The sequence below is a fragment of the Nocardioides sp. genome, assembly GCF_030150155.1.
Classification (GTDB): domain Bacteria; phylum Actinomycetota; class Actinomycetes; order Propionibacteriales; family Nocardioidaceae; genus Nocardioides.
Window position 1 is genome coordinate 1 of record NZ_JASLGR010000058.1, and the last position, 25,614, is coordinate 25,614.

Genomic DNA, 25,614 nt, shown 5'->3' on the forward strand with positions numbered 1-25,614 from the left:
TCCCGGACTTCGACGCGATCCGGGACCGCCTCGACGCCGTCGAGGCGGTCGTGCTGACCCACGGCCACGAGGACCACATCGGCGCCGTGCCCTACCTGCTGCGCGAGCGCGGCGACATCCCGCTGATCGGATCCGGGCTCACCCTCGCGCTGGTCGAGGCGAAGCTGAAGGAGCACCGCATCAAGCCCTTCACGCTCACCGTGAAGGAGGGGCAGCGCGAGCAGGTCGGGCCCTTCGACCTCGAGTTCGTCGCGGTCAACCACTCCATCCCCGACGCTCTGGCCGTCGCCATCCGCACCCCGGCCGGCCTCGCGCTGGCCACCGGCGACTTCAAGATGGACCAGCTCCCGCTCGACGGTCGGATCACCGACCTGCGTGCGTTCGCGCGCCTGGGGGAGGAGGGCGTCGACCTCTTCCTGCCCGACTCCACCAACGCCGAGGTGCCCGGCTTCACCACGTCGGAGCGCAAGATCACCCCGGCGATCGAGCAGGTCTTCCGCGAGTCCACGCAGCGCATCATCGTGGCCTGCTTCGCCTCCCACATCCACCGCGTCCAGCAGATCCTCGACGCCGCCGCCGAGCACGGCCGCAAGGTCGGCTACGTCGGCCGCTCGATGGTGCGCAACATGCAGATCGCCGCCGAGCTGGGCTACCTGCACGTGCCCGAGGGCGTCCTGATCGAGGCCAAGAAGCTGCCCGACTACCCGCCGGAGAAGCAGGTCCTGATCTCGACCGGCTCCCAGGGTGAGCCGATGAGTGCGCTGAGCCGGATCGCGCAGCGCACCCACAACTTCGTCTTCATCGAGCCCGGCGACACGGTGCTGCTGGCCAGCAGCCTGATCCCCGGCAACGAGAACGCCGTCTACCGCGTGATCAACGGTCTGGCCCGGCTGGGCGCCAAGGTCGTGCACAAGGGCAACGCCTTGGTGCACGTCTCGGGCCACGCCAGCGCCGGTGAGCTGCTCTACTGCTACAACATCGTCAGGCCGAAGAACGTGATGCCGGTCCACGGCGAGGTGCGGCACCTGCTCGCCAACGGCGACCTGGCCCGCCAGGTCGGGATCGAGAACGTCGTGATCGCCGACGACGGCGTCGTCGTCGACGTGATCGACGGGGTCGCCCGGATCGCGGGCAAGGTCGACGTCGGCTACGTCTACGTCGACGGTCAGTCCGTCGGCGACGTCACCGAGACCGAGCTCAAGGACCGCCGCATCCTCGGCGAGGAGGGCTTCGTCTCGGTGATCCTGGTGGTCGACTCGACCAACGGCAAGGTCGTCGTCGGCCCCGAGATCAAGGCCCGGGGCAACGCCTGGGAGGACGACGCGTTCGACGAGATCGGCCGCAAGATCCTGGACTCGATCAACACGGCTCTGTCGGAGGGTGTCAACGACACCTACCAGCTGCAGCAGATCGTGCGCCGCACCATCGGCCGGTGGGTCTCCGACACCCACCGTCGTCGGCCGATGATCATTCCCGTCGTCTTGGAGGCGTAACGCGACACGCGCCGTGTGGTGCGTGTGACTGGTGGGACGATGAAATAGGTTGGACCTATGGCGACCCGTACGTCTTCCCCGACGGGTTCGCGAAGCACGGCCAAAAAGCCCGCGTCCTCGCGTCCTCGTAGTCAGGCCACCCAGAAACGCCCCGCGCCCAAGCAGGCCGCGGCGAAGCGCCCTGCCCCGCGGGCGGTGCGCACCGGGCGTGGACCCGTCGCCACCGTCTTCGTCGCGCTGGCCCGCGCGGTCGCCGCGATCTGGCTCGGCATCGCGCACGGCATCGGTGCCGTCGCGCGCTCGGTCGGCACCACCGCCCGTGACCTCGAGCCCGAGCACCGCCGCGACGGCCTCGGCCTGACCATCCTCGGGGTCGCCCTGGTCGTGGCCGCCTCGGTCTGGTTCGGCTTCGAGGGCGGGTTCCTCGGCTTCGTCAGGACCGTCGTCACCGGCTGCGTCGGCAAGGTCGGCTGGCTGGTCCCGCTGGCGCTGGTCTACACCTCGGCGCGGATCATGCGCGACCCCGTCGGCGTCGGTCCTGCGGGCCGTCAGGTCGTCGGCTGGTCGGCGCTCGGCCTCGGCGTGCTCGGCATCGTGCACATCGCCAACGGCAACCCGCAGCCCGAGAACGGCAACGCCGCCGCGCTGCAGGACGCCGGTGGCGCGATCGGCTACGTGGTCTCCGCGCTCCTGCTGGACCTGCTGCGGACGGCGTACGTCGTCGTCCCGCTGCTCCTCCTGGTCTCCTTCTTCGGCATCCTGGTGATCACGGCCACCCCGGTCTACGAGGTGCCCACCAAGCTGGCCGCCCTGCGCGACCGCATCCTCGGCCCGCGGGAGTACGTCGGCGACGACACCGAGCTGCACCCCGCGATCGACGACTCCTTCATCGACCCCGAGATGGGTCCCGACGCCTACGAGACGCCGATCGAGGAGATCGAGAAGCCCAAGCGGCGTCGCAAGAAGGACTCCAAGCTCACCATCGACGAGCTCTTCGCCGAGGATCCGTTCGAGGGCGACGACGCCTCCGGTGTCGGCACGCTGGCGCCGGTCGCGGCCGTCGCCCCGGTCGACGAGATCCCGCCGGCCCTGCGCCACGACGAGGCCTTCATCGACCCCGACCCGACCGTCAAGCGCCGCCGGACCGAGCTGGCCCCGCCGCCGATCACCGGTGCCCCGCTGCGCTCGGAGCAGCTGCCGCTGTCCGGCGACGTCGTGTACCACCTCCCGTCCGACGACGTTCTGAAGGAGGGCACGGTCGCCAAGCAGCGGTCGAAGGCCTCCGACGACATCGTGGTCCGGCTGCAGACGGTGATGAACGACTTCAACATCGACGCCGAGGTGACCGGCTACACCCGTGGGCCGACGGTCACCCGTTACGAGGTCGAGCTCGGCCAGGGCGTCAAGGTCGAGAAGATCCTCGGCGTCCAGAAGAACATCGCCTACGCCGTGGCCAGCGAGGACGTCCGGATCCTGTCCCCGATCCCCGGCAAGTCGGCGGTCGGCGTCGAGATCCCGAACACCGACAAGGAGATCGTCACCCTCGGTGACGTGCTCCGCTCGCCGGCGGCGCGCAACGCCACCCACCCGATGGTCTGCGGTCTTGGCAAGGACGTCGAGGGCGGCTTCGTGGTCGCCAACCTGGCGAAGATGCCCCACCTCCTGGTCGCCGGTGCCACCGGTGCCGGTAAGTCCTCGTTCGTGAACTCGATGATCACCTCGATCCTGATGCGGGCCACGCCCGATGAGGTCCGGATGGTCATGGTCGACCCCAAGCGCGTCGAGTTGACGGCGTACGAGGGCATTCCGCACCTGATCACCCCGATCATCACCAACCCCAAGAAGGCCGCCGAGGCCCTGCAGTGGGTCGTGCGCGAGATGGACCAGCGCTACGACGACCTGGCCAACTTCGGGTTCAAGCACATCGACGACTTCAACAAGGCCGTGCGTGCCGGCAAGGTCGAGGTACCGCTGGGAAGCGAGCGCAAGCTCGAGCCGTACCCCTACCTGCTGGTCATCGTCGACGAGCTCGCCGACCTGATGATGGTCGCCCCGCGCGACGTCGAGGACTCGGTCGTCCGGATCACCCAGCTCGCCCGTGCGGCCGGCATCCACCTGGTGCTCGCCACCCAGCGGCCCTCCGTCGACGTCGTCACCGGTCTGATCAAGGCCAACGTGCCGTCGCGACTGGCGTTCGCCACGTCCAGCCTCGCCGACTCCCGGGTCATCCTCGACCAGCCGGGTGCGGAGAAGCTGGTCGGTCAGGGTGACGCGCTCTTCCTGCCGATGGGCTCCTCCAAGCCGATCCGCGTGCAGGGCTCCTGGGTCTCCGAGGCCGAGATCAAGACCGTGGTCAACGCCTGCAAGGAGCAGCTCCAGCCGACCTACCGCGAGGACGTCACGGCGCCCGCCGGTGGGAAGAAGGAGCTCGACGACGACATCGGCGACGACCTCGAGCTGGTCGTCCAGGCGATCGAGCTGGTCGTCTCGACCCAGTTCGGCTCCACCTCGATGCTGCAGCGCAAGCTGCGGGTCGGCTTCGCGAAGGCCGGCCGACTGATGGACATCATGGAGTCCCGTGGGGTCGTCGGCCCCTCGGAAGGCTCCAAGGCACGTGACGTGCTGGTCAAGCCCGACGAACTCGACGCAGTTCTCTTCACGATTCAGGGGGAGTGATGGAGCAGATCGACATCACCCGGAACGGTCGCCTCAGTGCGGCCATCGCTGTGATCGCCGCGGCTCTGGCCGTCGCGTTCCTGGTCCGCTCCGGCGGTGCCACCGACCTCGTCATCGGGCTGATCCTGCTCGTCATCGCCGCCGCCCAGGGCTACACCGCCTGGGACGCCCGGCTGCCGCTGCTGATCGCAGACGCCCAGGGCATCCGGCTGCGGCTGGGCCGCACCTGGGCCGGCCTGCCGTGGGAGGGGCTCGACGAGGTCGAGCACCTGCCCCGCTCGGGCTGGCTGCGCGACGGCAAGCTCGTCCTGCTGCCGCGCGACGAGGAGCAGGTGCTGGCCTCGCTGGCACCGGCCGCCCGACGCCAGACCGTGCTGACCGAGAAGCTGTACGGCGCTCCGCTGGTCCTCCCACTCGGCATCACCACCCGGGTGCGGGGCGTGGTGGGCTCGCTCTCCTCGCAGCTGGCCGACCTGTCCCGGGGCGCGACCTCGATCGTGGAGATCGACCCCGATGCGGTGGACGGCACCGTCCAGAGCGTCAGCGAGCCGGTCACCGAGGCTGTTGCGGCGACTGTTGCAGCGCCGGTTGCTGCGCCGGTGGTCGAGCCGGTCGCGGTGCAGGTTGCCGAGGCGGTCGCCGAGCGCGTCACCGACCCCGTGGTCGGCCCGGTCATCACCGCCGCCCGAAGTAACGTCGGCCTCTCCGTCGAGCAGCTCTCCGAGCGCACCCGGATCCGCCCGCACATCATCAGCGCGATCGAGGGTGACGACTTCTCCGTGTGTGGCGGCGACTTCTACGCCCGGGGACACCTCCGCACCCTGGCCCGCGTGCTCGGCCTGGACGGCGCCTCGCTGGTCGGGCAGTACGACGAGCTCTACGCCGACGGCCCGGGTGCCCGGGTCTTCGAGCCCGAGCTCGCCGGCCTGACCGGCACCACCGGCGGCGCGCTGCGTACCACCAAGTCCGGTCCGAACTGGTCGGTGCTGGTCGCGGCCGTGATGTCGGTCGTGCTGCTGTGGTCGGTGGCCCGTCTCGTCTTCGACGGTGCGACCCCCGCCCCGACGCCGTCCATCGGCCTGTCCAGCGGCTCCTCGGGCACCACCAACCCGTACGGCAAGACCGCCGATGCCGTGCCGGTCGTGGTGACCGCGGCCAGCGGTGGCGCCGAGGTCGTCGTGCGTGGCGCCGGCGGCTCCGTGGTGTTCAGTGGAAGCCTCGCCTTCGGCCAGTCCAAGACGCTCAAGGCGTCCCCGCCGATCCGTGTCCAGTCCAGCGACGGATCGGTCACCGTCTCGGTCAACGGGGGCAAGGCCAGTGCTGTCGGCGAAACGGGAGTTGCGGGCCAGCGGATCTACGCTGGGACCCATGAGTGACGTCGTTGACCGTGATCTGACCGTCGCAATGGTCACCCTCGGGTGTACCAGGAACGAAGTCGACTCCGAGGAACTCGCCGGCCGCCTTGCGGCCGGCGGTTTCACGTTGGTGGCCGACCCGGCCGAGGCGGACACGGTCGTGGTCAACACCTGTGGCTTCGTCGAGCAGGCCAAGAAGGACTCCGTGGACACCCTCCTGGAGGCCGCCGATCTCAAGGAGACCGGCAAGGCCCAGGCGGTGGTCGCCGTCGGCTGCATGGCCGAGCGTTACGGCAAGGACCTGGCCGAGTCGCTGCCCGAGGCCGACGCGGTGCTGGGCTTCGACGACTACCCCGACATCGCGGCCAAGCTGCGTGCGATCGTCAACGGCGAGGCGCACCACCCGCACACCCCGTCGGACCGTCGTCTGCTGCTGCCGATCAGCCCGGTCGACCGCGACGCCGCCGCCGTCTCCACCCCCGGCTTCGACGACCTCCGGGTGCGGCTCGACGACGGTCCCTGGGCTCCGCTCAAGCTCGGCTCGGGCTGTGACCGGCGCTGCACCTTCTGCGCCATCCCGACCTTCCGTGGCTCCTCGGTCTCACGGCGCCCCTCCGACGTGCTGCACGAGGCCCAGTGGCTCGCCGGTCAGGGCGTCAAGGAGGTCTTCCTGGTGAGCGAGAACTCGACGTCGTACGGCAAGGACCTCGGTGACCTCCGGCTGCTGGAGACGCTGCTGCCCGAGCTGGCCGCGGTCGAGGGCATCGAGCGGGTCCGGGTCTCCTACCTGCAGCCTGCCGAGACCCGTCCGGGGCTGATCTCGGCGATCGCCCAGACGCCGGGTGTGGTGCCCTACTTCGACCTGAGCTTCCAGCACGCCTCCAACGCGGTGCTGCGTCGGATGAAGCGCTTCGGTGACCCCACCAGCTTCCTGTCGCTGCTGGCCGACGTGCGGGCGCTGGCCCCCGAGGCCGGCGTCCGCTCGAACTTCATCGTCGGCTTCCCGGGCGAGACCGAGGAGGACGTCGACATCCTGTGTCAGTTCCTGATCGACGCCCGTCTCGACTTCACCGGCATCTTCGCCTACTCCGACGAGGACGGCACCGAGGCCGCCGCGTTCGACGAGGCGATCAAGCTGGACGAGGACGTCATCCGGGAGCGCTACGACCGCGTCCAGGCCCTCGTCGAGGAGCTCAACGCCCAGCGCGCCGAGGAGCGCGTGGGGGAGCGCGTGGAGGTCCTGATCGAGTCCCTGGAGGCCGACGGTGCCCACGGCCGGGCCGCCCACCAGGGTCCCGACGTCGACGGTACGACGCTGGTGCTCGGGATCGACGACTCCGCCGTCGCGATCGGCCAGATCGTGGTGGCCGAGGTGGTCGGCACCGAGGGCGTCGACCTGATCGCTAAGGTGCTTGCGTGAAGCATGTCCCCAACGCCCTGACGCTGTTCCGCATCGTCATGGTGCCCTTCTTCGGCTGGGCCCTGCTGGCCCAGGACGGAGAGAACGCCTGGCTCCGCCTGCTCTCCTGGGTGCTCTTCGCGCTGGCGATGATCACCGACAAGATCGACGGCGACCTGGCGCGCAAGAACAACCTGGTCAGCAACTTCGGCAAGATCGCCGACCCGATCGCCGACAAGCTCCTCACCGGGATGGCCTTCGTCGGGCTCGCGATCCTGGGCGACATCTGGTGGTGGGTCACCATCGTGGTGCTGTGCCGCGAGTGGCTGATCACCGTCGTCCGCTTCGCGGTCGTGTCCAAGGTCGTGCTGGCAGCCGACACGCTCGGCAAGTGGAAGACCGCCGTCCAGGCGCTCGCGCTCGGTGGCCTGTGCCTGCCGCTGCGCGACCCCGACCTCTCCCAGCCCTGGCACGGTGCCGGCGAGGTGCTCTACTACTGCTTCCAGGCCGCCCTGGCCGTCGCGGTGGTGCTCACCCTGGTCTCGGGCTACCAGTTCTTCGCCGACCTGTGGCGCAAGCGCGGCTCGCTCCGGACGGCGCATTGAGATGGAGGCGGCGGCGCGTGCCGGAGAGCTCCTGCGAGCCCGTGGCCTGACATTGGCCACCGCCGAGTCACTCACCGGCGGCCAACTCGCCGCCACCTTCACCTCCGTGCCCGGAATCTCCGCCGTGTACGTCGGCGGCGCAGTGACCTACTGGACCGAGTTCAAGCAGTCGTTGCTCGGGGTCTCCGAGGAGATCGTCGATACGGTCGGCGTGGTCTCCGCGGCGTGTGCCGAGGCGATGGCCACCGGCGTGCGGGGCCTGGCGGGAGCGACGTACGCGCTGAGCACGACCGGCGTCGCGGGGCCGGATCCGCAGGAGGGCAAGCCGGTCGGGACCGTCTTCGTCGGCATCGCCGGACCCGGTGGTGTGCGGGCCGTGCAGCTGGCGCTGTCGGGCACCCGGGCCGAGATTCAAGCTCAGACCTGTGCGGCGGCTGTCGATCTTCTGATCGACGCTCTCGGCGACTGAGCGGGAATAACGGGGAGGGTCCCCGAGCGTTGTGTCAGTGTCTCGGGTAGGTTGGGCACACACGTCATGAAAGGGGTGCGCGCAGATGGTCTTGTTCCGACGCATGCTGGGTGACGTTCTCCGGGCCGCACGGATCCAGCGGGGGATGACCCTGCGGGAGCTCTCGGCCGATGCCCGGGTCTCGCTGGGCTACATCTCCGAGATCGAGCGCGGTCAGAAGGAAGCCTCCTCCGAGCTCCTCGCCTCGCTCTGTGCCGCCCTGGACGTCCCGCTCTCGGTCGTCCTGCGCGAGGTCTCCGACGCCGTCGCGGTCGAGGAGACCGCCGCCGACGTCGTCGCCTCCGCCGCCTGAGCCGGCGCTCGCGGTGCGCCACACCGAGTTCTGGGCCCGTCTCGACGAGGCCCTCGGATCGGGCTACAGCCATGTCTGGGCCGAGCAGTTCGTGATGGCCGATCTCGGCTCGCGGACCGCGCAGGAGGCCCTGGCGGCAGGGGTGCCTCCGAAGGAGGTCTGGGCCGCTGTCTGGAGTGCGTTGGGATTGCCCGCGACACTCCGGTGATCCTCCTTGGATCGAACACGTGTTCGGACTACTCTGCTTTTGTCCGTGGTCGCGTCTAGCGTCCTTCCTGATGGCAACGAAGAAGCAGATGGCGAAGACGAACAAGACCCCCAAGGGAGCAGTGAGCAGCATGGCTGGTGGAGACCGCGACAAGGCCCTTGACGCCGCACTCGCGAACATTGAGAAGCAGTTTGGCAAGGGCTCGGTGATGCGTCTGGGTGACGACAACCGCGCTCCGCTGGAAGTCATCCCGACCGGCTCGATCGCGCTCGACGTGGCGCTCGGCATCGGCGGGCTCCCGCGCGGCCGTGTGGTCGAGGTCTACGGCCCCGAGTCCTCGGGTAAGACGACGGTCGCCCTGCACGCCGTGGCCAGCGCCCAGCGCGCAGGCGGCGTGGTCGCCTTCATCGACGCCGAGCACGCGCTCGACCCGGAGTATGCCAAGGCCCTCGGTGTCGACACCGACGCCCTGCTGGTCTCCCAGCCCGACTCCGGTGAGCAGGCGCTCGAGATCGCCGACATGCTGATCCGCTCGGGCGCGCTGTCCCTGATCGTGATCGACTCCGTGGCCGCGCTCGTGCCCCGGGCCGAGATCGAGGGCGAGATGGGTGACTCCCACGTGGGTCTCCAGGCCCGCCTGATGAGCCAGGCGCTGCGGAAGATGACCGGTGCGCTGAACAACTCCGGCACCACCGCGATCTTCATCAACCAGCTGCGCGAGAAGATCGGCGTGATGTTCGGCTCGCCCGAGACCACCACCGGTGGTCGGGCCCTGAAGTTCTACTCCTCGGTCCGTCTCGACGTGCGCCGGATCGAGTCGCTCAAGGACGGCACCGACGTGGTCGGCAACCGCACCCGCGTCAAGGTCGTGAAGAACAAGGTCGCGCCGCCGTTCAAGCAGGCCGAGTTCGACATCATGTACGGCAAGGGCATCTCGCGTGAGGGCTCCCTGATCGACGTCGGCGTCGAGGCCGGCCTGATCCGCAAGGCCGGCGCCTGGTTCACCTATGAGGGTGACCAGCTCGGCCAGGGCAAGGAGAACGCCCGCACCTTCCTCCGGGACAACCCCGACCTCGCCAACGAGATCGAGCGCAAGATCCTGGAGAAGCTGGGCGTCACCGAGGTCGACGTCCCCGACGACCTCTCCGAGCTGTCGGATGAGCCGATCGGTGTCGATGACTTCTGAGACACCGGGGCCGCCGCCGAGCTGGCTCGGTGACGTCGGCCTGGGGGTCAAGGCCTGGGTCGGCGACGAGTTCGTCGCCGACCCGGGCCCCCGCACCAGCCGCGCACCCCGGGAGCGCAAGCCGAAGCCGCCGATCCCGGCCGAGGAGGTCAGGGGCGTGGCCAAGGGGATCATCCTGGAGCAGCTCGCCCTGCGCGCTCGTAGCCGCAAGGAGCTGGCCGACAAGCTCGTCGCCAAGGAGATCCCCGACGAGGTGGCCACCGAGCTTCTCGACAGGTTCGAGCAGGCCGGGTTCATCGACGACGCCGAGTTCGCTCGGATGTGGGTCGGGTCTCGTCAGCGGACCAAGAAGCTGGCCCGGCGAGCGCTGGCCCAGGAGCTACGCCTCAAGGGGATCGACGCCGAGGTGGCCCGCACGGCGCTGGACGATCTCGACCCCGCTGACGAGGAGTCGGCGGCCCGTGAGCTGGTCCAACGCAAGCTGCGGTCGATGAGTCGCCTCGACGACGTCACCAAGACCCGCCGGCTGCTCGGCATGCTGGCGCGGAAGGGCTACTCGGGGTCGATGGCGATGTCCGTGATCAAGAGCGAGATCGCGGACATGTCAGAATCGGATCTGTGACCGAGACTCAGCAGCGCGAAATCCTCACCTACGAACTGTTCGGCACGGCCGTGCGCGACATCGCGCAGCAGGTCGTCGACTCGGGCTACGAGCCGGACATCGTGCTGGCCATTGCCCGCGGTGGTCTGGGTCTGGGCATGGGGCTGGGCTACGCCCTGGACGTCAAGAACCTCTCGGCCGTCAACGTCGAGTTCTACACCGGTGTGGGGGAGACCCTCGAGGTCCCGATCATGCTCCCGCCGACCCCGCAGGCGATCGACCTGACCGGGATGAAGGTGCTGGTCACCGATGACGTCGCCGACACCGGCAAGACCCTCGAGGTCGTCCACGAGTTCCTCTCCGGCCACGTCGCCGAGGTCCGCACCGCCGTGATCTACGAGAAGCCGTGGACCGTGATCAACCCCGACTACATCTGGCGCAAGGTCGACTCCTGGATCGACTTCCCGTGGTCCTCGACCCCGCCGCTGGTCAACCGTCACGGCGGGATGGCGCACTGAGATGCACCGGGTCCCTGCCGGTCCGGTCGACCTGACGACGTACCCGACGACGGCCCCGAAGTCGGCCGGCTCGAAGAAGGACGGCGAGACCGAGCTCGCCGAGCTCGGTGAGCGCCTGCTCGACCTGCAGACCAAGCTCTTCGCCGAGGGGCGCAGCGGCAGCCACCGCTCCCTGCTGCTGGTGCTGCAGGGGATGGACACCTCGGGCAAGGGCGGCATCCTCGTCCACACCGTGGGTCTGATGGACCCCCAGGGGCTCAAGATCACCGCGTTCAAGGCCCCCTCGGCCGAGGAGCGCGCCCACGACTTCCTGTGGCGGATCGAGAAGGCAGTGCCGCCGGCGGGGTTCGTCGGCGTCTTCGACCGCTCCCACTACGAGGACGTGCTGATCCAGCGGGTGCGGTCCTTCGCCCCGGCTGACGAGATCGAACGGCGCTACGGCGCGATCAACGACTTCGAGCGTCGGCTCAGCGAGGAGGGGACCACGATCGTGAAGTGCATGCTCCACATCTCCCCGGCCGAGCAGCGTGAACGGCTCCAGGCCCGACTCGACGACCCGACGAAGTACTGGAAGTACAACCCCGGCGACGTCGACGAGCGCCAGCTGTGGGCCGAGTACCAGAAGGCCTACGAGATCGCTCTGGAGCGCACCAACACCGACGAGGCGCCGTGGCACATCGTGCCCAGCGACAACAAGTGGTACCGCAACCTCGCCGTGGCCAAGCTCCTCCTCGACGCCCTGGAGTCGATGAGCCTGGACTGGCCCGACGCCGAGTTCGACGTGGAGGCCGAGAAGGCCCGCCTCGCCGCCGACACCATCTCAGGAGACTCCGAGTGACGCTGCCCCTGGTCACGGTCACCCGCTACGTGACCCCGTTGCGCGAGGGCGGCTCGCTGCCCGGCATCGTCGAGGGCGACGACCTCGGCACCTGGGTGTGCAAGTTCCACGGCGCCGGTCAGGGACGACGCGTCCTGGTCGCCGAGGTGATCGTGGCCGGGCTGGCCCGGGCACTCGACATCCCCACCCCCGACCAGGCGGTGCTCGACCTCGATCCGGCCCTGGCACGCTACGAGGCCGACGAGGAGGTCCAGGACCTGCTCAACGCCAGTGCCGGCCTCAACCTCGGCATCGACTTCCTGCCCGGCGCCTTCGGCTTCGACGCCTCCACCGCCGTCGAGCCGGGCCTGGCGGGCCGGATCCTGTGGCTCGACGCCTTCACCGCCAACGTCGACCGGAGCTGGCGCAACCCGAACATGCTGGTCTGGAATGGCGGCATCTACGCCATCGACCACGGCGCCTCGCTCTACTTCCACCACTCCTGGCCCGGCGGGCCCGGCACCCCCGAGCGGTTCGCGGCCCAGCCGTTCGACATCTCCGAGCACGTCCTGTCCGGCTTGGTCGATCAGGCCCGCGCCGTCGACGCTGAGGCCGCGGCCACCCTCGACGACGCCACGCTGCGCTCGATCGTGGCCGACGTCCCCGACGCCTGGCTCGACGAGTACGACTGGGCTGAGGGCCCCGAGCAGGTCCGGGAGCGCTACGTCACCTTCCTGCGAGCGCGCCTGGACGGCGGCCGGCCGTGGCTGCCCGGTGGTGGCGCGTGAGCCCCTACCAGTACGTCGTGCTGCGGTGCGTCCCACGGGTGGAGCGCGAGGAGTTCCTCAACGTGGGTGTCGTGCTGCACTGCCCTGAGGCCCAGTTCCTCGGGATGGCGGCCCGCCTGGACCGGGCCCGGCTCGAGGCGTTCGCTCCCGCCACCGACCCGGTGCTGGTGGAGTCGGCGCTGGCGGCAGTCGACCTGATCTGTCAGGGCACCGCCCACGCGGAGTTCGGGGCGGGCATGCGGGCCACGGCGTACGGCCAGCGGGCCCTGGAGGACACCCCGAGCGCACGGTTCGGACTGCTCAAGGCTCCACGCTCGACGGTGCTCCAGCCCGGGCCGGTGCACGGCGGTCTGACCGCCGACCCGGCCGCCGAGCTGGAGCGACTGCTGTCGGTTCTGGTCTAGGAGGTGCTTTAGACGGGGACGAGCTCCAGGGACCCGACGGCGTAGCGCGCCAGGATCGTGCGAGCGATCTCCGGGTGGGCCCCGAGCGGGTCCGAGACCGCCACCGCGCCGGCCTCCAGGGCCAGCTCGGCGGCACGGTCGGGCAACCAGCCCGGCGCGAGGAAAAGCGAGGCCACGGCGATGTGGCGCTTGCCCTCGGCCCGGAAGGCGCGGACCGCCTCACCGGTCGCCGGCGGCGCCGAGGAGGCGTACGCCGCCACCACCGGGAGCTTGTGGTGCGAGCCCCACAGCCGGGCCAGACGCGCGACCGCCTGGTTGGCGAGCATGTCCGAGGAGCCGGCCGCGGCCAGCACCAAGGCGTCCAGCTCGCGCACCCGGTGGGCCCGCAAGGCCTCACGCAGACGGACGTCGAGGACGTTGAGCAGGGTGTTCTCCAGACCGATGATCCCGGCAGCCCGGATCGCGATCTCGGGGTGGCGCTCGGCGGCCGCGGCGATCGCGGCGGGCACGTCGACCTTGGCGTGGTAGGCCTCGCTGAGCAGCAGCGGGACGACCACGATCTCGCGGTGGCCGGCCTTGACCAGGCGGTTCACCACCGTCTCGAACGACGGCTTCGAGAGCTCCAGGAACGCCTCGACGACCGTGAGGTCGGGACGGGTGCGGCGCACCTCGTCGACCAGGGCCGTGATGGTGGCCGCATGCCGGGGATCACGGGAGCCGTGAGCCAGGGCGACCAGGGCAGGTGCTGTCATAGCAGCGAGCCTCCTTTCGAAAGGTTCAGGAGTGGATGCCGCACTCGGTCTTGCCGGTGCCGGCCCAGCGGCCACTGCGCGGGTCGTCGCCCGGCGCGACCCGGCGGGTGCACGGTGCGCAGCCGATCGACGGGTAGCCGTCGTAGGCCAGCGGGTTGACCAGCACGCCGTTCTCGGCGATGTAGCGCTCGACCTGCTGGTCGCTCCACCGCGCGATCGGGGAGACCTTCACCTTGCCGCGCTTGGCGTCCCAGCCGATCACGGGCGCGATCACCCGGTTATGGGTCTCGGCGCGACGCAGACCGGTCGCCCAGGCGTCGTACCCCGACAGCGACTCGGCCAGCGGGGTGACCTTGCGCAGCTTGCAGCACAGGTCGGGGTCGGTGCGGAAGAGGTCCTTGCCGTACTGGGCGTCCTGCTCCTCCACGCTCTGCACCGGGGCGATCGTGATCAGGTTGACGTCCAGGGTGGCCGCCACCGCGTCGCGGGTGCCGATGGTCTCGATGAAGTGGTAGCCGGTGTCGAGGAAGACGACGTCGACGCCGGGGACGACCTTCGCGGCCAGGTGCGCGAGCACCGCGTCACCCATCGAGGAGGTGATGCAGAACCGCTCGCCGAAGGTAGCGGCAGCCCACTCGATGATGTGCTCGGCCGGAGCGAGCTCCAGTTCGGCGCCCCAGTGCGAGACGATCTCGCGCAGTTCCTCGGAGCTGCGCCCGGTCGTCGTGGCACCGCGGAAGGCCCGCGCTGCGGTGGTGGCCAGGGTGCTCATCGCACGAGATCCTCATCTGCTCTGGCGACCCAGGTGGTGAAGGACTCGCCGTCGTTGCGGTCGGCGAGGTAGTTCGTCGCGAGGGTGCTGATGTAGTCGTCCAGGCCGGCGCTGGTGACCTTGTGCTGGCGCAGCTTGCGGCCGAAGTTGGCCTGCAGGCCGATCGCGCCGCCGAGGTGCACCTGGAAGCCTTCGACCTGCTCGCCGTTCTCGTCGGTGACGAGCTGGCCCTTGAGGCCGATGTCGGCGACCTGGGTGCGGGCGCACGCGTTGGGGCAGCCGTTGACGTTGACGGTGATGCCCTGCTCGCCGAAGTCGCCCACCGGGAAGCGCTGCTCCAAGGTGGTGATCAGGTCGGCGCTGCGGTTCTTCGTGTCGACGATGGCCAGCTTGCAGAACTCGATGCCGGTGCAGGCCATCGTGTTGCGTCGCCAGTTCGACGGCCGCGCCGAGAGGCCGAGCGTGTCGAGTTCCTCGACGAGAGCCTCGGCCCGGTCGGCGTCGACGCCGAGGATGACGATCTTCTGGTACGCCGTGAGGCGTGCGCCGGCAGCGTCGTACTTCTCGATCAGGTCGGCCAGGCCGACCAGCAGCGAGCCGGAGATCCGGCCGACGGTCGGGGCGACACCGACGTAGACCTTGCCGTCCTTCTGCGGGTGGACGCCGATGTGGTCGCGGTGCGCCGTCGGCGTCTCGGGGGACGGGTTGTCGAGCAGGGTGTGGCCCAGGTACTCGTTCTCCAGGACCTCGCGGAACTTGGCGCCGCCCCAGTCGGCGACGAGGAACTTCAGCCGAGCCTTGGAGCGCAGCCGGCGGTAGCCGTAGTCACGGAAGATGCCCGCGACACCGGCCCACACGTCGGGGACCTCGTCGATCGGCACCCAGACGCCGAGCTTCTCGGTCAGGTGCGGGTTGGTAGACAGGCCACCGCCGACCCAGACGTCGAAGCCGGGGCCGTGCTCGGGGTGGACCGAGGCGACGAAGGCGACGTCGTTGGTCTCGGGGGAGACGTCGTGGCTGGGGTGACCGGTCAGCGCGGTCTTGAACTTCCGCGGGAAGTTCGAGAAGCGCGGGTCGCCGATGTAGAGCCGCTTGATCTCCTCCAGGGCGGAGGTGCCGTCGATGATCTCGTCGGCGGCGACGCCGGCGACAGGGGAGCCGAGGAAGGGGCGCGGCGAGTCGCCGCAGGCCTCGACCGTGGAGAGTCCGGCCTCTTCGAGGCGCTCCCAGATCTCGGGGACGTTCTCGATCTCGATCCAGTGGTACTGGATGTTCTGCCGGTCGGTGACGTCGGCGGTGTCGCGGCCGAAGTCGCGGCCGATGGTGCCCAGGGCGCGCACCGCCTGGTGGGTCAGCAGCGCGCCGTCGGAGCGGACCCGCATCATGAAGTAGCGGTCGTCCAGCTCCTCCTCGTCGAGGGTCGCGGTCTTGCCGCCGTCGATCCCGGGCTTGCGCTGGGTGTAGAGCCCCATCCAGCGGAACCGGCCGCGCAGGTCCGAGGGGTCGATCGAGTCGAAGCCGCGCTTGGAGTAAATGTTGATGATCCGCGCCCGGACGTTCAGCGGGTCGTCGTCCTTCTTGGACTGCTCGTTCTTGTTGAGCGGCTCGGTGTAGCCGAGTGCCCATTGGCCCTCACCGCGCTTGGGGCGCGGAATCTCGGTCTTGGTGGCCGGGGTGGGCTTGTAGCGGAGGTCAGGCACAGGATCCATTGGAACCCGATCAGACGTGAGCCTTCAACTTCGCGTCTCACATCGTGAATCTTCATCCAGAATATGAGACACGGAAGGATGGACGCCGGATTGGTCGAGAAACGCCGCCGTTACTACGCTGTGACCATGGCTGACCAGAGCGCTCTGAACTCCTTGACGTCCTCCGCATATCAGCAGGCTCTCGAGGTCATCGCCTCGGTCGAGCCCCGGGTCGCCGAGGCCACCCGCGCCGAGCTCGCCGACCAGCGCGCCTCCCTGAAGCTGATCGCCTCGGAGAACTACGCCTCGCCGGCCGTGCTCCTCGCGATGGGCACCTGGTTCTCCGACAAGTACGCCGAGGGCACCGTCGGTCACCGCTTCTACGCCGGCTGCCAGAACGTCGACACCGTCGAGTCGCTGGCCGCCGAGCACGCTCGCGAGCTCTTCGGCGCCGAGTACGCCTACGTCCAGCCGCACTCCGGCATCGACGCCAACCTGACCGCCTACTGGGCGATCCTGGCCCACCGGGTCGAGGGCCCGTGGCTCAAGGACGCCGGCGTGAAGAACATGAACGACCTCTCCGAGGCCGACTGGGAGAAGCTGCGCAACGAGCTCGGCAACCAGCGCCTGCTCGGCATGTCGCTCGACGCCGGTGGTCACCTCACCCACGGCTTCCGCCCGAACATCTCCGGCAAGATGTTCCACCAGAACCAGTACGGCACCGACCCCGAGACCGGCCTGCTCGACTACGACGCCGTCGCCACGAAGGTCAAGGAGTTCAAGCCGCTCATCCTGGTCGCCGGCTACTCGGCCTACCCGCGTCGGGTGAACTTCGCCAAGATGCGCGAGATCGCCGACTCCGTGGGCGCCACCCTGATGGTCGACATGGCCCACTTCGCCGGTCTGGTCGCCGGCAAGGTGTTCACCGGCGAGGAGAACCCGGTTCCCTACGCCCACGTCGTCACCTCGACCTCGCACAAGTCGCTGCGCGGCCCGCGTGGTGGCTTCATCCTCTCCACCGAGGAGTACGCCCCCAGCGTCGACCGTGGCTGCCCGATGGTGCTCGGCGGCCCGCTCTCGCACGTGATGGCCGCCAAGGCCGTCGCCTTCGCCGAGGCCCGCCAGGACTCCTTCCAGACCTACGCCCAGAACGTGGCCGACAACGCCCAGTCGCTGGCCGAGGGCTTCAAGAAGCGCGGCATCAAGCTCGTCACCGACGGCACCGACAACCACATCGTGCTGCTCGACGTCTCGGGCCTGGGCATCACCGGTCGCCAGGCCGAGTCCGCGCTGCTCGACTCCGGCATCGTGACCAACCGCAACTCCGTCCCGGCCGACCCGAACGGTGCCTGGTACACCTCCGGCGTCCGTCTGGGCACCCCCGCCCTGACCACCCGCGGCCTGGGTGGCACCGACTTCGACTACGTGGCCGAGCTCATCGCCACGGTCCTGAAGTCCACCACCCCGGGCACCACCGCCGCCGGTGCGCCGTCCAAGGCGTCGTACAACATCGCCGACGGTGTCGCGGAGAAGACCAAGGCCGCTGCGGCCGAGCTGATGGGCAAGTTCCCGCTGTACCCGGGTCTCGACCTGAGCTGATGGTGGGTTAACTGCTGGTGAAAAGGCCCTCGGGCACGGGGTTTACCCACCTTCACCAGCAGTTACCTCATCTGGGTGGGGGGCCACAGAGCGGCTCCACGGCCAGCAGCCCCAGGGTGCCGAGCCAGACCGTAGCGACCAGCCACCCGGACTCGGCTGCCAGCGTCCCAAGGATCGCTGCGGCGAGCGCAATCGCGGGTCTGAGGAACGTCATCGGGCCGAGGATGACCGCGCTGGCCAGATAGGTCAGCCGCCATGACAACGCCCGGTAGACGATCAGGGCGCCCACGACCAGGATTGCGTACGGCGCCAGCGCCAGCAGCATCGTGCGCGCGGTGTGGCCCAGGTCGGCTCCGGTCCACCCGCCCGCGCTGAGCGCGAGGACGAGGGTCGCCGGGACCAGCGCCAGTACGCCGACCGCGGCGCCGCGACGCAGGCCCGCCCGGTCCTGGGCACGATGGTCGATCAGGCCGGTGCGGCCCAGGCTCGCCCGCAGGCCGCTGAAGACGGCGTCCAGGGCGCCGATCGTGCCGATCGCGACGGCCGCTGCGAGGTCGGCCGCGCTCATCGGCGTACGCCGACCAGGGGACGCAGCACGTCGAGCGCGCGCGGATGCCAGCGCCCGCCCTCGCGGACCGCGCAGTCGTACGCCGGCGAGCCCCGCCGAGCGGCGTCCAGCAGCACCTCGGCGGGGTGGGCGCGCAGGGCCGAGAGCACCCCGTCGTGACGCGAGACCGGCTCCCGCATCCGCGCCGCGTGGAAGATCCATGCCCCGAGCGTGGACCACAGGCAGGGCGCGATGTCCCAGTGCGCGTACGCCGCCACGCCTAGGGTCTGTGTCGCGGCCAGGAACCGCGCGATCTCGTCGGCCTCCAGATGGTGCAGGAACCCCGAGGAGATCATCACCGTCCGTGGCCCGTCGGTGACCGCGAGGCCGGGTGTGAGCGCGTCGCCGCGCAGGAACGTGCAGTCCAGACCCTCGCTGCGGGCCAGGCGGGTGGCCTCGGCGATCAGCACCGGGTTGAGGTCCACCCCGACCAGCTCCACCCCGGGCAGGTCGCCCCGGTAGGCGATCTCACGCAGCACGTGACCGGTGCCGCAGCCGACGTCGACGACCCGGACGGGGCCGGGACCCGGCGGCAGGTCGGCGATCAGGGCCGCGACCACCTCGGCGATCCGACGCCCGAGCTGGAGCTCCTCGCCGAGCCGTTGCAGCTCGGCGTGGATGCGCAGCCCGAGCGCGTCGACCTGCGGTGCGTTCAGGGTGCCGTCGGCGCTCGCCGGCAGTCGGGAGAGCAGCTGTGCGGCCCGGCGCTGCCCACGGTTCCGGGCACCGGCGACGATCTCGTGACGGCGCACCGGGAGCCGGGTGCCGTCGGCGTCGAAGGACCAGAGCAGGTCGGTGACCTCCAGGCGCCGCGACGTCATCGCCGTCCGCGGCGGCCGAGCACGCGGTCCAGCGCGGCGACGACGACGTCGACCGACTCCGCGGTGATCACCAGTGGCGGCTTGAGCTTCAGGACGTTCTTGAAGTCGCCGGTCGCCTGGACGATGACGCCCTCGTGCAGCATCGCCTCGCAGACCGCCGCGGCCAGGTCGGTGGCCGGCTCGAACGTGGCTCGATCGGTGACCAGTTCGAGGCCGAGATAGAGCCCCATCCCGTGCACGGCGCCGATCGCCTGATGGCGTTCGGCCAGCGCCGTCAGCCCGGCGTGGAACCGGTCTCCGACCACCCGGGCGTTGTCCTGCAGCCGCTCGGCCTCCATCACGTCGAGCACGGCCAGGCCGATCGCGGCCGACACCGGGGAGCCGCCCGCGGAGGAGAAGAACGACCCCTGGGCGGCGTACGAGGCGGCGATTGCGGGGGTGGTGATCACCGCGCCCAGCGGCTGGCCGTTGCCCATCGCCTTGGCGATCGTGATGATGTCGGGCGTCGCGCCTTGCTGTTCGAAGCCCCAGAAGTGGTGCCCCAGCCGGCCGTAGCCGACCTGGACCTCGTCGCTGATGCAGACCCCGCCGAGCGCCCTGACCCGCTCGAAGACCCCGGCCAGGTAGCCCTCAGGCAGCAGCACGCCGCCGCCGTTGCCGAAGAGCGGCTCCAGGATCACCCCGGCGATCTGATCCCGGTCGAGAGCGTCCAGCCGGGCATCGAGGTCGGCGAGGTACGCCGGCCCGGAGCCGGGTCCACGATGGGTGCCGCGGACCTGGTTGGGGGCGTCGATCAGCTCCACCCAGGCGGGGCGGGTCTCCAGTGCCTGCGGGTTGTCGCCGAGGGAGCTGGTGACGGCGTCCGACGCCATCGTCCAGCCGTGGTAGGCCTCCCGGGCAGCGAGGATCCGCTCGCGTCCGGTGGCGGCCCGGGCCAGCTGGAGCGCCAGGTCGACGGCCTCGGAGCCGGAGTTGACCAGGAAGACCTGGTCCAGGCCGTCGGGGGCGAGTGCGGCGAGCCGCTCGCAGAGCTCGACCGCGGCGGCGTAGTGGAACCGCGAGTTGGTGTTGAGCAGGCTCCACTGCCGGGTAGCGGCACGGGTCAGCACCGGGTGGGCGTGGCCGGTGGTGGCGACGTTGTTGACCGCGTCGATGTAGACGTTCGCGCGGGTGTCGATCAGGAACTCACGCCAGCCGCGTTCGATCTGCGGGGGAGCGGCGTAGTAGTGCTCCTGCACCGCGGCCAGGTGGGCGTCGCGGCGCTCCAGCAGCCGATCCGGGTCGGGGACCGGTGCGGCAATGTCGGTGCTGATGAACGGCGTCGGATCGGGGCAGATCCGGCGCCAGACCTCCTCGGCCCGGGCGGTGACGAACCGCGGCGGGGTGCCCGGCAGCGTGCAGCACTGCACCACCTGACCGGCGATCTCCCCGGCCAGGGAGAGGACCGGGTCGGTGCCCGGGCGATGGTGGGGCACCGCGCGGTCGAGGCGGTACTCGCCGTAGCGGGTCGCCAGCGTCGCCGGGATCCGGGTGGTCGCCTCCGGACGCAGCCAGGCGCCGTCGTCCCAGGCGGGGCTGGTGACGCCGAGGTCGACGGTACGGAACCGGTTGCCCGGCACCGGTCCGACCAGACGCGGCGCGCCGAGCGGCTGCCCGACACCCCGGATCAGCCAGGTCAGCTCCTCAGGGTCGAGGGCGAGGGCTGCGGCGAGGGCGGCCGCCTCGTCCCCGGCCCGCTCGGCGGCGTAGGCGTTGTCGGGCTCGTGCTCGGCGATGCTCGACGCGCTGGCGACCAGCACCGCCGCCCGCAGCACCACCAGCGGCCACAGTGCGGTCAGCTCGACGTCGGTGAGCTGCACCTCGGCGGCGAACGCCTCGACGCAGGCCAGCACCGCGGCGACGTCGTCGGGGGTCTTGCCGAGCAGGCTGGTCAGGGTCACCGCCAGCTCGGCGCAGCGCCAGCCAGTGGCCAGATCGCCGAAGTCGATCACGCCGGCCTCGCCGCCGGCGGTCAGCACGACGTTGTCGTCGGTGAGGTCACCGTGGATCACCTGGAGGGGCAGGTCTGCGCGGAGCGGTCGGAGTCGGCGTACGGCCTCGGCGGTGACCTCGGTGAGGTCGGGGCGCAGGGCGTCGATCACCTCCGTGGCGACCCGCAGGTCCCACTGCGAGGGGGCAGCCTCGACGATCTCCGCGAACGCGCCCAGGGCGGTGATCGTCCGCGCCGCGGTGATGCCCAGCAGCCGACACTCCTCGAGTCCGAAGACGTCGCGCTCCAGCAGCGGGGTGCCCTCGAGGTAGGTCAGGAGGTGGGTGAGGAAGCGGTGGCCGCCGACCTCGACCTCCTCGACGGTCCCGATCGGCTCCGGTGCCCTCAACCCGGCATGGATCACGGCGCGCAGGGCGGCGTGCTGGGCCTCCAGGGCGGTCCGCTCCCAGGCGGGGTTGGCGACCTTGAGCACCATCCGGTGGATGCTGTCGGGCGGCGTCAGCCTGAAGTTCCGGTCCTGGTTGGAGCCCAGCTCGACGACCTCGGTCTCGGGCGGGAACGCCCACAGCTCCCCAGCGATCCGCACCGCGTCGGCGGCGCTGACGGCCGGCCGGGGAGGGATGCTGGTCCGGTCAGGAGTCACGAGCGCATCCGCATCGACTCCAGCACCCCCGTGACGTCGATGTCGTACGTCGTCCCGTCGAGGCTGCGCAGTGTGCCGGTGTAGCGGCCGTAGAGCTGGAAGTAGTCGATCGAGGCGACCCCCATCTCGTGCCGGACGTCCTTGCGCCCGTCGGGCACGAAGATGACGTCGACGCGACCGTCGAAGGAGTTCACCAGCCACTCCTCGCCCCGGTTGACGAAGACCACGTCCGAGAGCGGCTCGCACACGCCGGGGAACCACAGGCAGGACTCCTCGGGCTCTCCGGGGAGCTCGGGGCGGTCCACCATGTTCGCGCCGATCGGGGTGCCGTCGGCGGTGCGGGTGCCGAACGTGCCCCAGACCCACTCGGTGCGGTAGGGCAGGAACGACTTGTGCTCGTCGAGGATGGCGAGGTCACGCTCGGGGTCGAAGACGATCTCGCGGTCACCGACCCGCAGGTGGCCGGCGGCAGGGAAGAGCACCTTGTGGGTGTACATCGCGCCGCCGGGCAGCCGCGAGCTGACCGAGAGCGGTGCCGAGGCCCGCGAGCCGTCCAGGACCAGCTCACCGGAGAACGCCGGGGCCTTCTTCGTCGCCGCGATGTCGATCGTCACGACGTGCTGGCCGTCGGCGGCACCGAAGTCGTAGCGCAGGTCGAACCCCGTGGCCGCCATCCGCGGGTGCGATCCCCACAGCTCCCGGGCCAGGCCGAGCGACCCGCCGCGGGCGTTGGCGGCATGCTCGTGCAGCACCCCGGAGGCCTTGTCCCGGACGTAGATCTCCGAGCTCGCCAGGTAGTGCGCGTCCTGCAGGATCATCGAGGAGTAGACCTCGGGGTGGACCATCGTCCAGCCCTGCCACTCCTTGAGCCGCAGCCACTTCCACGCCCGGGCCGGTCCACTGAACTCGTCGAGCGGGTTGGTGTCGACAGGACGCGAGGCGAGCCGCCCGAAGAGCCGCTCGCGGCCCTCCACCAGGCGCGGAATGGTCATGACATGAGCGTAGTGGGCTCAGCGGGTCGGTGTGGTGCGAGCCACAACCGCAGCCAGGTCCCCGCCCTCCAGCATCCCGAAGGTCCCCTCCATCCCGGCGCCCAGGCGCGAGGCGCAGAACAGGTCGGCGACCTCCGGCGGGGCGGACTGGACCAGCAGGGCGCCTTGCAGCAGCACCGCCATCCGCCCGGCCAGGCGGCGGGCGTTGAGCTCCATCGACTCTGGCGTGAGCGAGCCCAGCATCCGGAGCAGCTCGGCGATGGCGGCGTCCAGACGGGGGTCGGCGCCGCGGGCGCGACCGATCTCGGTGAGGTAGGCGTCGACCACCTCCGGCTCGCGGCCCAGCGCCCGGAGGACGTCGAGGGCGTTGATGTTGCCCGAGCCCTCCCAGACCGAGTTGACCGGCGCCTCGCGGTAGAGCAGCGGCATCCCCGACTCCTCGACGTAGCCGTTGCCGCCCAGGCACTCCAGGGCCTCCGCGGTCAGTGCCGGGGTGCGCTTGCAGACCCAGAACTTCGCCAGCGGCAGCGCGATCCGGCGCAGGGCCGCCTCGTGCGGGTCGTCGCGGCGGTCCACGGCGGCGGCCAGGCGCATCGCCAGCGCGGTGGCGGCCTCGGACTCGATGGCTAGGTCGGCGATCACGTTGCGCATCAACGGCTTGTCGGCCAGCAGTCCGCCGAACGCCGAGCGGTGCGCGACGTGCCACGACGCCTCGGCCACGGCCTTGCGCATCAGCGAGGCCGAACCCAGGACGCAGTCGAGGCGGGTGGCGGCGACCATCTCGATGATGGTCCGCACGCCGCGGCCCTCCTCACCCAGCCGCCAGCCGACGGTGTCGGTGAACTCCAGCTCCGAGGAGGCGTTGGACCGGTTGCCGAGCTTGTCCTTGAGTCGTACGACGTCCATCGGATTGCGTGCGCCGTCGGGCAGGACCCGGGGGACCAGGAAGCAGGTCACGCCCGCATCGGTCTGGGCCAGCACCAGGAAGACGTCGTTCATCGGCGCCGAGGTGAACCACTTGTGCCCGCTGAGGCGGTACAGCGTGCCGTCGTCGATCGGGGTCGCGGTGGTGACGTTGGCGCGGACGTCGGAGCCGCCCTGCTTCTCGGTCATGCCCATCCCGGCGAGGGCGCCGAGCTTCTGCGACGCCGGGCGCAGGCCGGGGTCGTAGTGCGTCGAGGCGAGCAGCGGGGTCCACTGTGCGGCGAGCCCGGTGTCGGCCCGCAGCGCCGGCACGGCGGCGTACGTCATCGAGATCGGGCAGCCGTGGCCCGGCTCGGTCTGGGACCAGGCGAAGAAGCCCGCCGCCCGGCGCAGGTGGGCGTGCGGAGAGCCGGACTCCCACGGCGTCGCGGCCAGGCCGTGGCCCAGGGCCCGCTCCATCAGCCAGTGCCACGACGGGTGGAAGTCGACCTCGTCGATCCGGTGCCCGTAGCGGTCGTAGGGCCGCAGCACGGGGGAGTGCGTGTTGGCCGCCATGCCCTGCTCGCGGGCCTCGGCCGACCCGGCCTCGAAGCCGAGCCCGACCAGGGAGTCGAGCACGTCGGTGTCGCCGTACCGCAGCACCGCCTCGCTCAGGGCGACGTCGCCCGTCACGGTGTTGTGGCCGGTCAGCGGGGGCGCCTGGTTGAGCGCGACCCGGAGGGCCGAGCGGTCGCCTGCGGGGGTTGGGGCACTCATGCCACTACCGTAGTGCCGTGGCGGAGGAAGAAGTCGGCGACGATGTGCAATTTCGGCTCGGTCGGTTGTCGTTGCCAGAGCACATCCGGTCGCCCTGGTGGCAGCTGACCCGACGGCTGTTGGCGGCCCTGGCGATCCTGGTGGGGACGGTCCTGATCGTCTTCCTCGATCGGCACGGCTACCGGGACTCCAACGGTGACACCATCTCGCTGCTGGACGCGATCTACTACACGACGGTCACGCTGAGCACCACCGGCTACGGCGACATCACGCCGGCCAGTGACCTGGCCCGAGCGCTCAACGCGCTCATCATCACCCCTGCCCGCATCGCCTTCCTGGTGTTGTTGATCGGCACCACCCTGGAGGTCCTAGCGACCCGGGGGCGGGAGCAGATCCGGGCGGCTCGTTGGAGGAAGAACATGGACCACCACATCGTCGTCGTCGGCTACGGGACCAAGGGCCGCAGCGCGGTGGAGACCCTGATCAGCAACGGGAAGTCGCGTGACCACATCATCGTGGTCGACCCGTCGGCGGCCGCGCTGCAGGACGCTCACACCGACGGCCTCGCCGTCGTCACCGGTGACGCCACCCGGCGCGACGTGCTCTCCAAGGCTGCCGTGGCCAACGCCGACCAGGTGATCATCACGACCAACCGTGACGACACCAACGTGCTGACCGCGCTGACGGTGCGCCAGCTCAACCCCGAGGTCTGGATCGTCGCGGCCGTGCGTGAGGAGGAGAACGTCCCGCTGATGAAGCAGTCGGGGGCGAACTCCGTGATCACCTCGGCCGACGCGGTCGGGCGCCTGCTCGGCCTGTCCTCGCTCTCGCCGACGCTCGGCACGGTGATGGAGGACCTGCTCTCGTACGGCGAGGGGCTGGAGGTCGCCGAGCGGGAGCTGCTGGTCAACGAGGTCGGCAAGCAGCCCCAGCAGCTGCCCGACCAGGTGATCGCGGTGGTCCGCGACGAGCGCGTCTTCCGCTACTTCGACCCGGTGGTCACCCAGCTGGCCCGAGGCGACCGGCTCGTCGTGGTCCGCCCGGCCAAGGAGCTGCCGTGGGCACCGCGCCCTGGCACCCACGACGAGGACTGGGCCATCGACGGCGAGGACTGAGCCGAGGCCGAGACGAAGGTGCCGAGAAATGAGTTAAGCCCCTGGCGTCTCGGGTCACCAGGGGCTTAACAAGAAGAACGTTAC

Annotated in this window: 24 protein-coding genes; 16 read left to right on the plus strand and 8 right to left on the minus strand. The window is 70.2% G+C overall.

Features of this window, described 5'->3' with window-relative positions; all coding sequences use genetic code 11:
• From Q1V88_RS17110 to Q1V88_RS17175, 14 genes are all read left to right on the plus strand, one after another.
• On the plus strand, positions 1-1,493 hold a 1,493-nt coding region (locus Q1V88_RS17110; protein ID WP_300682575.1), incomplete at its 5' end, for a ribonuclease J.
• A 57-nt stretch (positions 1,494-1,550) separates the two neighbouring features.
• Positions 1,551-4,169 carry a DNA translocase FtsK gene (locus tag Q1V88_RS17115; protein WP_300682576.1) on the plus strand — a complete coding sequence of 873 codons (2,619 nt, stop codon included), beginning with the start codon at positions 1,551-1,553 and terminating at the stop codon, positions 4,167-4,169.
• A complete protein-coding gene (locus Q1V88_RS17120) occupies positions 4,169-5,545 on the plus strand; it encodes a helix-turn-helix domain-containing protein (protein ID WP_300682578.1) in 1,377 nt (458 codons plus the stop codon). Before Q1V88_RS17115 ends, Q1V88_RS17120 begins: the two co-directional genes overlap by 1 nt.
• A gap of 16 nt (positions 5,546-5,561) precedes the next feature.
• The gene (gene rimO, locus Q1V88_RS17125) at positions 5,562-6,944 is read left to right on the plus strand and encodes a 30S ribosomal protein S12 methylthiotransferase RimO (RefSeq protein WP_300682729.1); all 1,383 of its coding nucleotides are present in this window, start codon (positions 5,562-5,564) and stop codon (positions 6,942-6,944) included.
• Entirely contained in the window at positions 6,941-7,528 is a 588-nt protein-coding gene (gene pgsA, locus Q1V88_RS17130; protein ID WP_300682579.1) for a CDP-diacylglycerol--glycerol-3-phosphate 3-phosphatidyltransferase, read from the plus strand. Before rimO ends, pgsA begins: the two co-directional genes overlap by 4 nt.
• A gap of 1 nt (position 7,529) precedes the next feature.
• Entirely contained in the window at positions 7,530-7,997 is a 468-nt protein-coding gene (locus Q1V88_RS17135; protein WP_300682580.1) for a CinA family protein, read from the plus strand.
• An 85-nt stretch (positions 7,998-8,082) separates the two neighbouring features.
• Positions 8,083-8,349 carry a helix-turn-helix transcriptional regulator gene (locus Q1V88_RS17140; RefSeq protein WP_300682582.1) on the plus strand — a complete coding sequence of 89 codons (267 nt, stop codon included), beginning with the start codon at positions 8,083-8,085 and terminating at the stop codon, positions 8,347-8,349.
• Positions 8,350-8,362: 13 nt separating this feature from the next.
• Entirely contained in the window at positions 8,363-8,557 is a 195-nt protein-coding gene (locus Q1V88_RS17145) for a DUF3046 domain-containing protein (protein ID WP_300682584.1), read from the plus strand.
• Between the two features lie 130 nt (positions 8,558-8,687).
• A complete protein-coding gene (gene recA / locus Q1V88_RS17150; RefSeq protein ID WP_300682732.1) occupies positions 8,688-9,743 on the plus strand; it encodes a recombinase RecA in 1,056 nt (351 codons plus the stop codon).
• A complete protein-coding gene (locus Q1V88_RS17155) occupies positions 9,733-10,365 on the plus strand; it encodes a regulatory protein RecX (RefSeq protein WP_300682586.1) in 633 nt (210 codons plus the stop codon). The genes recA and Q1V88_RS17155 overlap by 11 nt, the downstream gene beginning before the upstream one ends.
• Positions 10,362-10,862, plus strand: coding sequence for a phosphoribosyltransferase (locus Q1V88_RS17160; protein ID WP_300682588.1), 501 nt, complete (start codon positions 10,362-10,364; stop codon positions 10,860-10,862). Before Q1V88_RS17155 ends, Q1V88_RS17160 begins: the two co-directional genes overlap by 4 nt.
• Before the next feature lies 1 nt (position 10,863).
• Positions 10,864-11,700: a PPK2 family polyphosphate kinase gene (locus Q1V88_RS17165; protein ID WP_300682591.1), complete on the plus strand. Its 837-nt coding sequence runs from the start codon at positions 10,864-10,866 to the stop codon at positions 11,698-11,700.
• On the plus strand, positions 11,697-12,467 hold the full coding sequence (locus Q1V88_RS17170) for a HipA family kinase (RefSeq protein WP_300682593.1): 771 nt from the start codon (positions 11,697-11,699) through the stop codon (positions 12,465-12,467). Before Q1V88_RS17165 ends, Q1V88_RS17170 begins: the two co-directional genes overlap by 4 nt.
• Entirely contained in the window at positions 12,464-12,871 is a 408-nt protein-coding gene (locus tag Q1V88_RS17175; protein ID WP_300682595.1) for a DUF3037 domain-containing protein, read from the plus strand. Before Q1V88_RS17170 ends, Q1V88_RS17175 begins: the two co-directional genes overlap by 4 nt.
• An 8-nt stretch (positions 12,872-12,879) precedes the next feature.
• Here Q1V88_RS17175 and Q1V88_RS17180 read toward each other — a convergent pair whose 3' ends face one another.
• Genes Q1V88_RS17180 through Q1V88_RS17190 form a run of 3 tightly spaced genes read right to left on the minus strand, consistent with a single transcriptional unit; the run spans position 12,880 to position 16,104 of the window.
• Positions 12,880-13,623, minus strand: a complete 744-nt coding sequence (locus Q1V88_RS17180; protein ID WP_300682598.1) for a sirohydrochlorin chelatase — start codon at positions 13,621-13,623, stop codon at positions 12,880-12,882.
• A gap of 25 nt (positions 13,624-13,648) precedes the next feature.
• Positions 13,649-14,395 carry a phosphoadenylyl-sulfate reductase gene (locus Q1V88_RS17185; RefSeq protein WP_300682600.1) on the minus strand — a complete coding sequence of 249 codons (747 nt, stop codon included), beginning with the start codon at positions 14,393-14,395 and terminating at the stop codon, positions 13,649-13,651.
• Positions 14,392-16,104, minus strand: coding sequence for a nitrite/sulfite reductase (locus Q1V88_RS17190; protein ID WP_300682603.1), 1,713 nt, complete (start codon positions 16,102-16,104; stop codon positions 14,392-14,394). The genes Q1V88_RS17185 and Q1V88_RS17190 overlap by 4 nt, the downstream gene beginning before the upstream one ends.
• A gap of 126 nt (positions 16,105-16,230) precedes the next feature.
• On the opposite strand from Q1V88_RS17190, the gene Q1V88_RS17195 reads away from it, so the two are divergent.
• Positions 16,231-17,682 (plus strand): glycine hydroxymethyltransferase, encoded by a 1,452-nt coding sequence (locus tag Q1V88_RS17195; protein WP_300682606.1) that lies wholly within the window; start codon positions 16,231-16,233, stop codon positions 17,680-17,682.
• Positions 17,683-17,749: 67 nt separating this feature from the next.
• Here the strand turns inward: Q1V88_RS17195 and Q1V88_RS17200 are convergent, their stop codons facing one another.
• Genes Q1V88_RS17200 through Q1V88_RS17220 form a run of 5 tightly spaced genes read right to left on the minus strand, consistent with a single transcriptional unit; the run spans position 17,750 to position 24,415 of the window.
• Positions 17,750-18,250: an oxidoreductase gene (locus Q1V88_RS17200; protein WP_300682608.1), complete on the minus strand. Its 501-nt coding sequence runs from the start codon at positions 18,248-18,250 to the stop codon at positions 17,750-17,752.
• On the minus strand, positions 18,247-19,110 hold the full coding sequence (locus Q1V88_RS17205) for a class I SAM-dependent methyltransferase (protein ID WP_300682610.1): 864 nt from the start codon (positions 19,108-19,110) through the stop codon (positions 18,247-18,249). The genes Q1V88_RS17200 and Q1V88_RS17205 overlap by 4 nt, the downstream gene beginning before the upstream one ends.
• Complete coding sequence (locus tag Q1V88_RS17210; RefSeq protein WP_300682613.1) at positions 19,107-21,743, minus strand: aminotransferase class III-fold pyridoxal phosphate-dependent enzyme; 2,637 nt, start codon at positions 21,741-21,743, stop codon at positions 19,107-19,109. The genes Q1V88_RS17205 and Q1V88_RS17210 overlap by 4 nt, the downstream gene beginning before the upstream one ends.
• Positions 21,740-22,735, minus strand: coding sequence for a DUF2804 family protein (locus Q1V88_RS17215; protein WP_300682615.1), 996 nt, complete (start codon positions 22,733-22,735; stop codon positions 21,740-21,742). The genes Q1V88_RS17210 and Q1V88_RS17215 overlap by 4 nt, the downstream gene beginning before the upstream one ends.
• 18 nt (positions 22,736-22,753) lie before the next feature.
• Positions 22,754-24,415 carry an acyl-CoA dehydrogenase family protein gene (locus Q1V88_RS17220; RefSeq protein WP_300682617.1) on the minus strand — a complete coding sequence of 554 codons (1,662 nt, stop codon included), beginning with the start codon at positions 24,413-24,415 and terminating at the stop codon, positions 22,754-22,756.
• A gap of 65 nt (positions 24,416-24,480) precedes the next feature.
• On the opposite strand from Q1V88_RS17220, the gene Q1V88_RS17225 reads away from it, so the two are divergent.
• Positions 24,481-25,530 carry a TrkA family potassium uptake protein gene (locus Q1V88_RS17225; protein WP_300682619.1) on the plus strand — a complete coding sequence of 350 codons (1,050 nt, stop codon included), beginning with the start codon at positions 24,481-24,483 and terminating at the stop codon, positions 25,528-25,530.
• Positions 25,531-25,614: the final 84 nt, after the last annotated feature.

Excerpts from the sequence above, each read along its gene's own strand:
- Q1V88_RS17115 (WP_300682576.1), top strand. The coding sequence starts at position 1,551 with ATGGCGACCCGTACGTCTTCCCCGACGGGTTCGCGAAGCACGGCCAAA.
- Q1V88_RS17120 (WP_300682578.1), top strand. The coding sequence starts at position 4,169 with ATGGAGCAGATCGACATCACCCGGAACGGTCGCCTCAGTGCGGCCATC.
- Q1V88_RS17135 (WP_300682580.1), top strand. The coding sequence starts at position 7,530 with ATGGAGGCGGCGGCGCGTGCCGGAGAGCTCCTGCGAGCCCGTGGCCTG.
- Q1V88_RS17140 (WP_300682582.1), top strand. The coding sequence starts at position 8,083 with ATGGTCTTGTTCCGACGCATGCTGGGTGACGTTCTCCGGGCCGCACGG.
- recA (WP_300682732.1), top strand. The coding sequence starts at position 8,688 with ATGGCTGGTGGAGACCGCGACAAGGCCCTTGACGCCGCACTCGCGAAC.
- Q1V88_RS17155 (WP_300682586.1), top strand. The coding sequence starts at position 9,733 with ATGACTTCTGAGACACCGGGGCCGCCGCCGAGCTGGCTCGGTGACGTC.
- Q1V88_RS17165 (WP_300682591.1), top strand. The coding sequence starts at position 10,864 with ATGCACCGGGTCCCTGCCGGTCCGGTCGACCTGACGACGTACCCGACG.
- Q1V88_RS17180 (WP_300682598.1), bottom strand. The coding sequence starts at position 13,623 with ATGACAGCACCTGCCCTGGTCGCCCTGGCTCACGGCTCCCGTGATCCC.
- Q1V88_RS17185 (WP_300682600.1), bottom strand. The coding sequence starts at position 14,395 with ATGAGCACCCTGGCCACCACCGCAGCGCGGGCCTTCCGCGGTGCCACG.
- Q1V88_RS17190 (WP_300682603.1), bottom strand. The coding sequence starts at position 16,104 with ATGGATCCTGTGCCTGACCTCCGCTACAAGCCCACCCCGGCCACCAAG.
- Q1V88_RS17195 (WP_300682606.1), top strand. The coding sequence starts at position 16,231 with ATGGCTGACCAGAGCGCTCTGAACTCCTTGACGTCCTCCGCATATCAG.
- Q1V88_RS17200 (WP_300682608.1), bottom strand. The coding sequence starts at position 18,250 with ATGAGCGCGGCCGACCTCGCAGCGGCCGTCGCGATCGGCACGATCGGC.
- Q1V88_RS17205 (WP_300682610.1), bottom strand. The coding sequence starts at position 19,110 with ATGACGTCGCGGCGCCTGGAGGTCACCGACCTGCTCTGGTCCTTCGAC.
- Q1V88_RS17215 (WP_300682615.1), bottom strand. The coding sequence starts at position 22,735 with ATGACCATTCCGCGCCTGGTGGAGGGCCGCGAGCGGCTCTTCGGGCGG.
- Q1V88_RS17220 (WP_300682617.1), bottom strand. The coding sequence starts at position 24,415 with ATGAGTGCCCCAACCCCCGCAGGCGACCGCTCGGCCCTCCGGGTCGCG.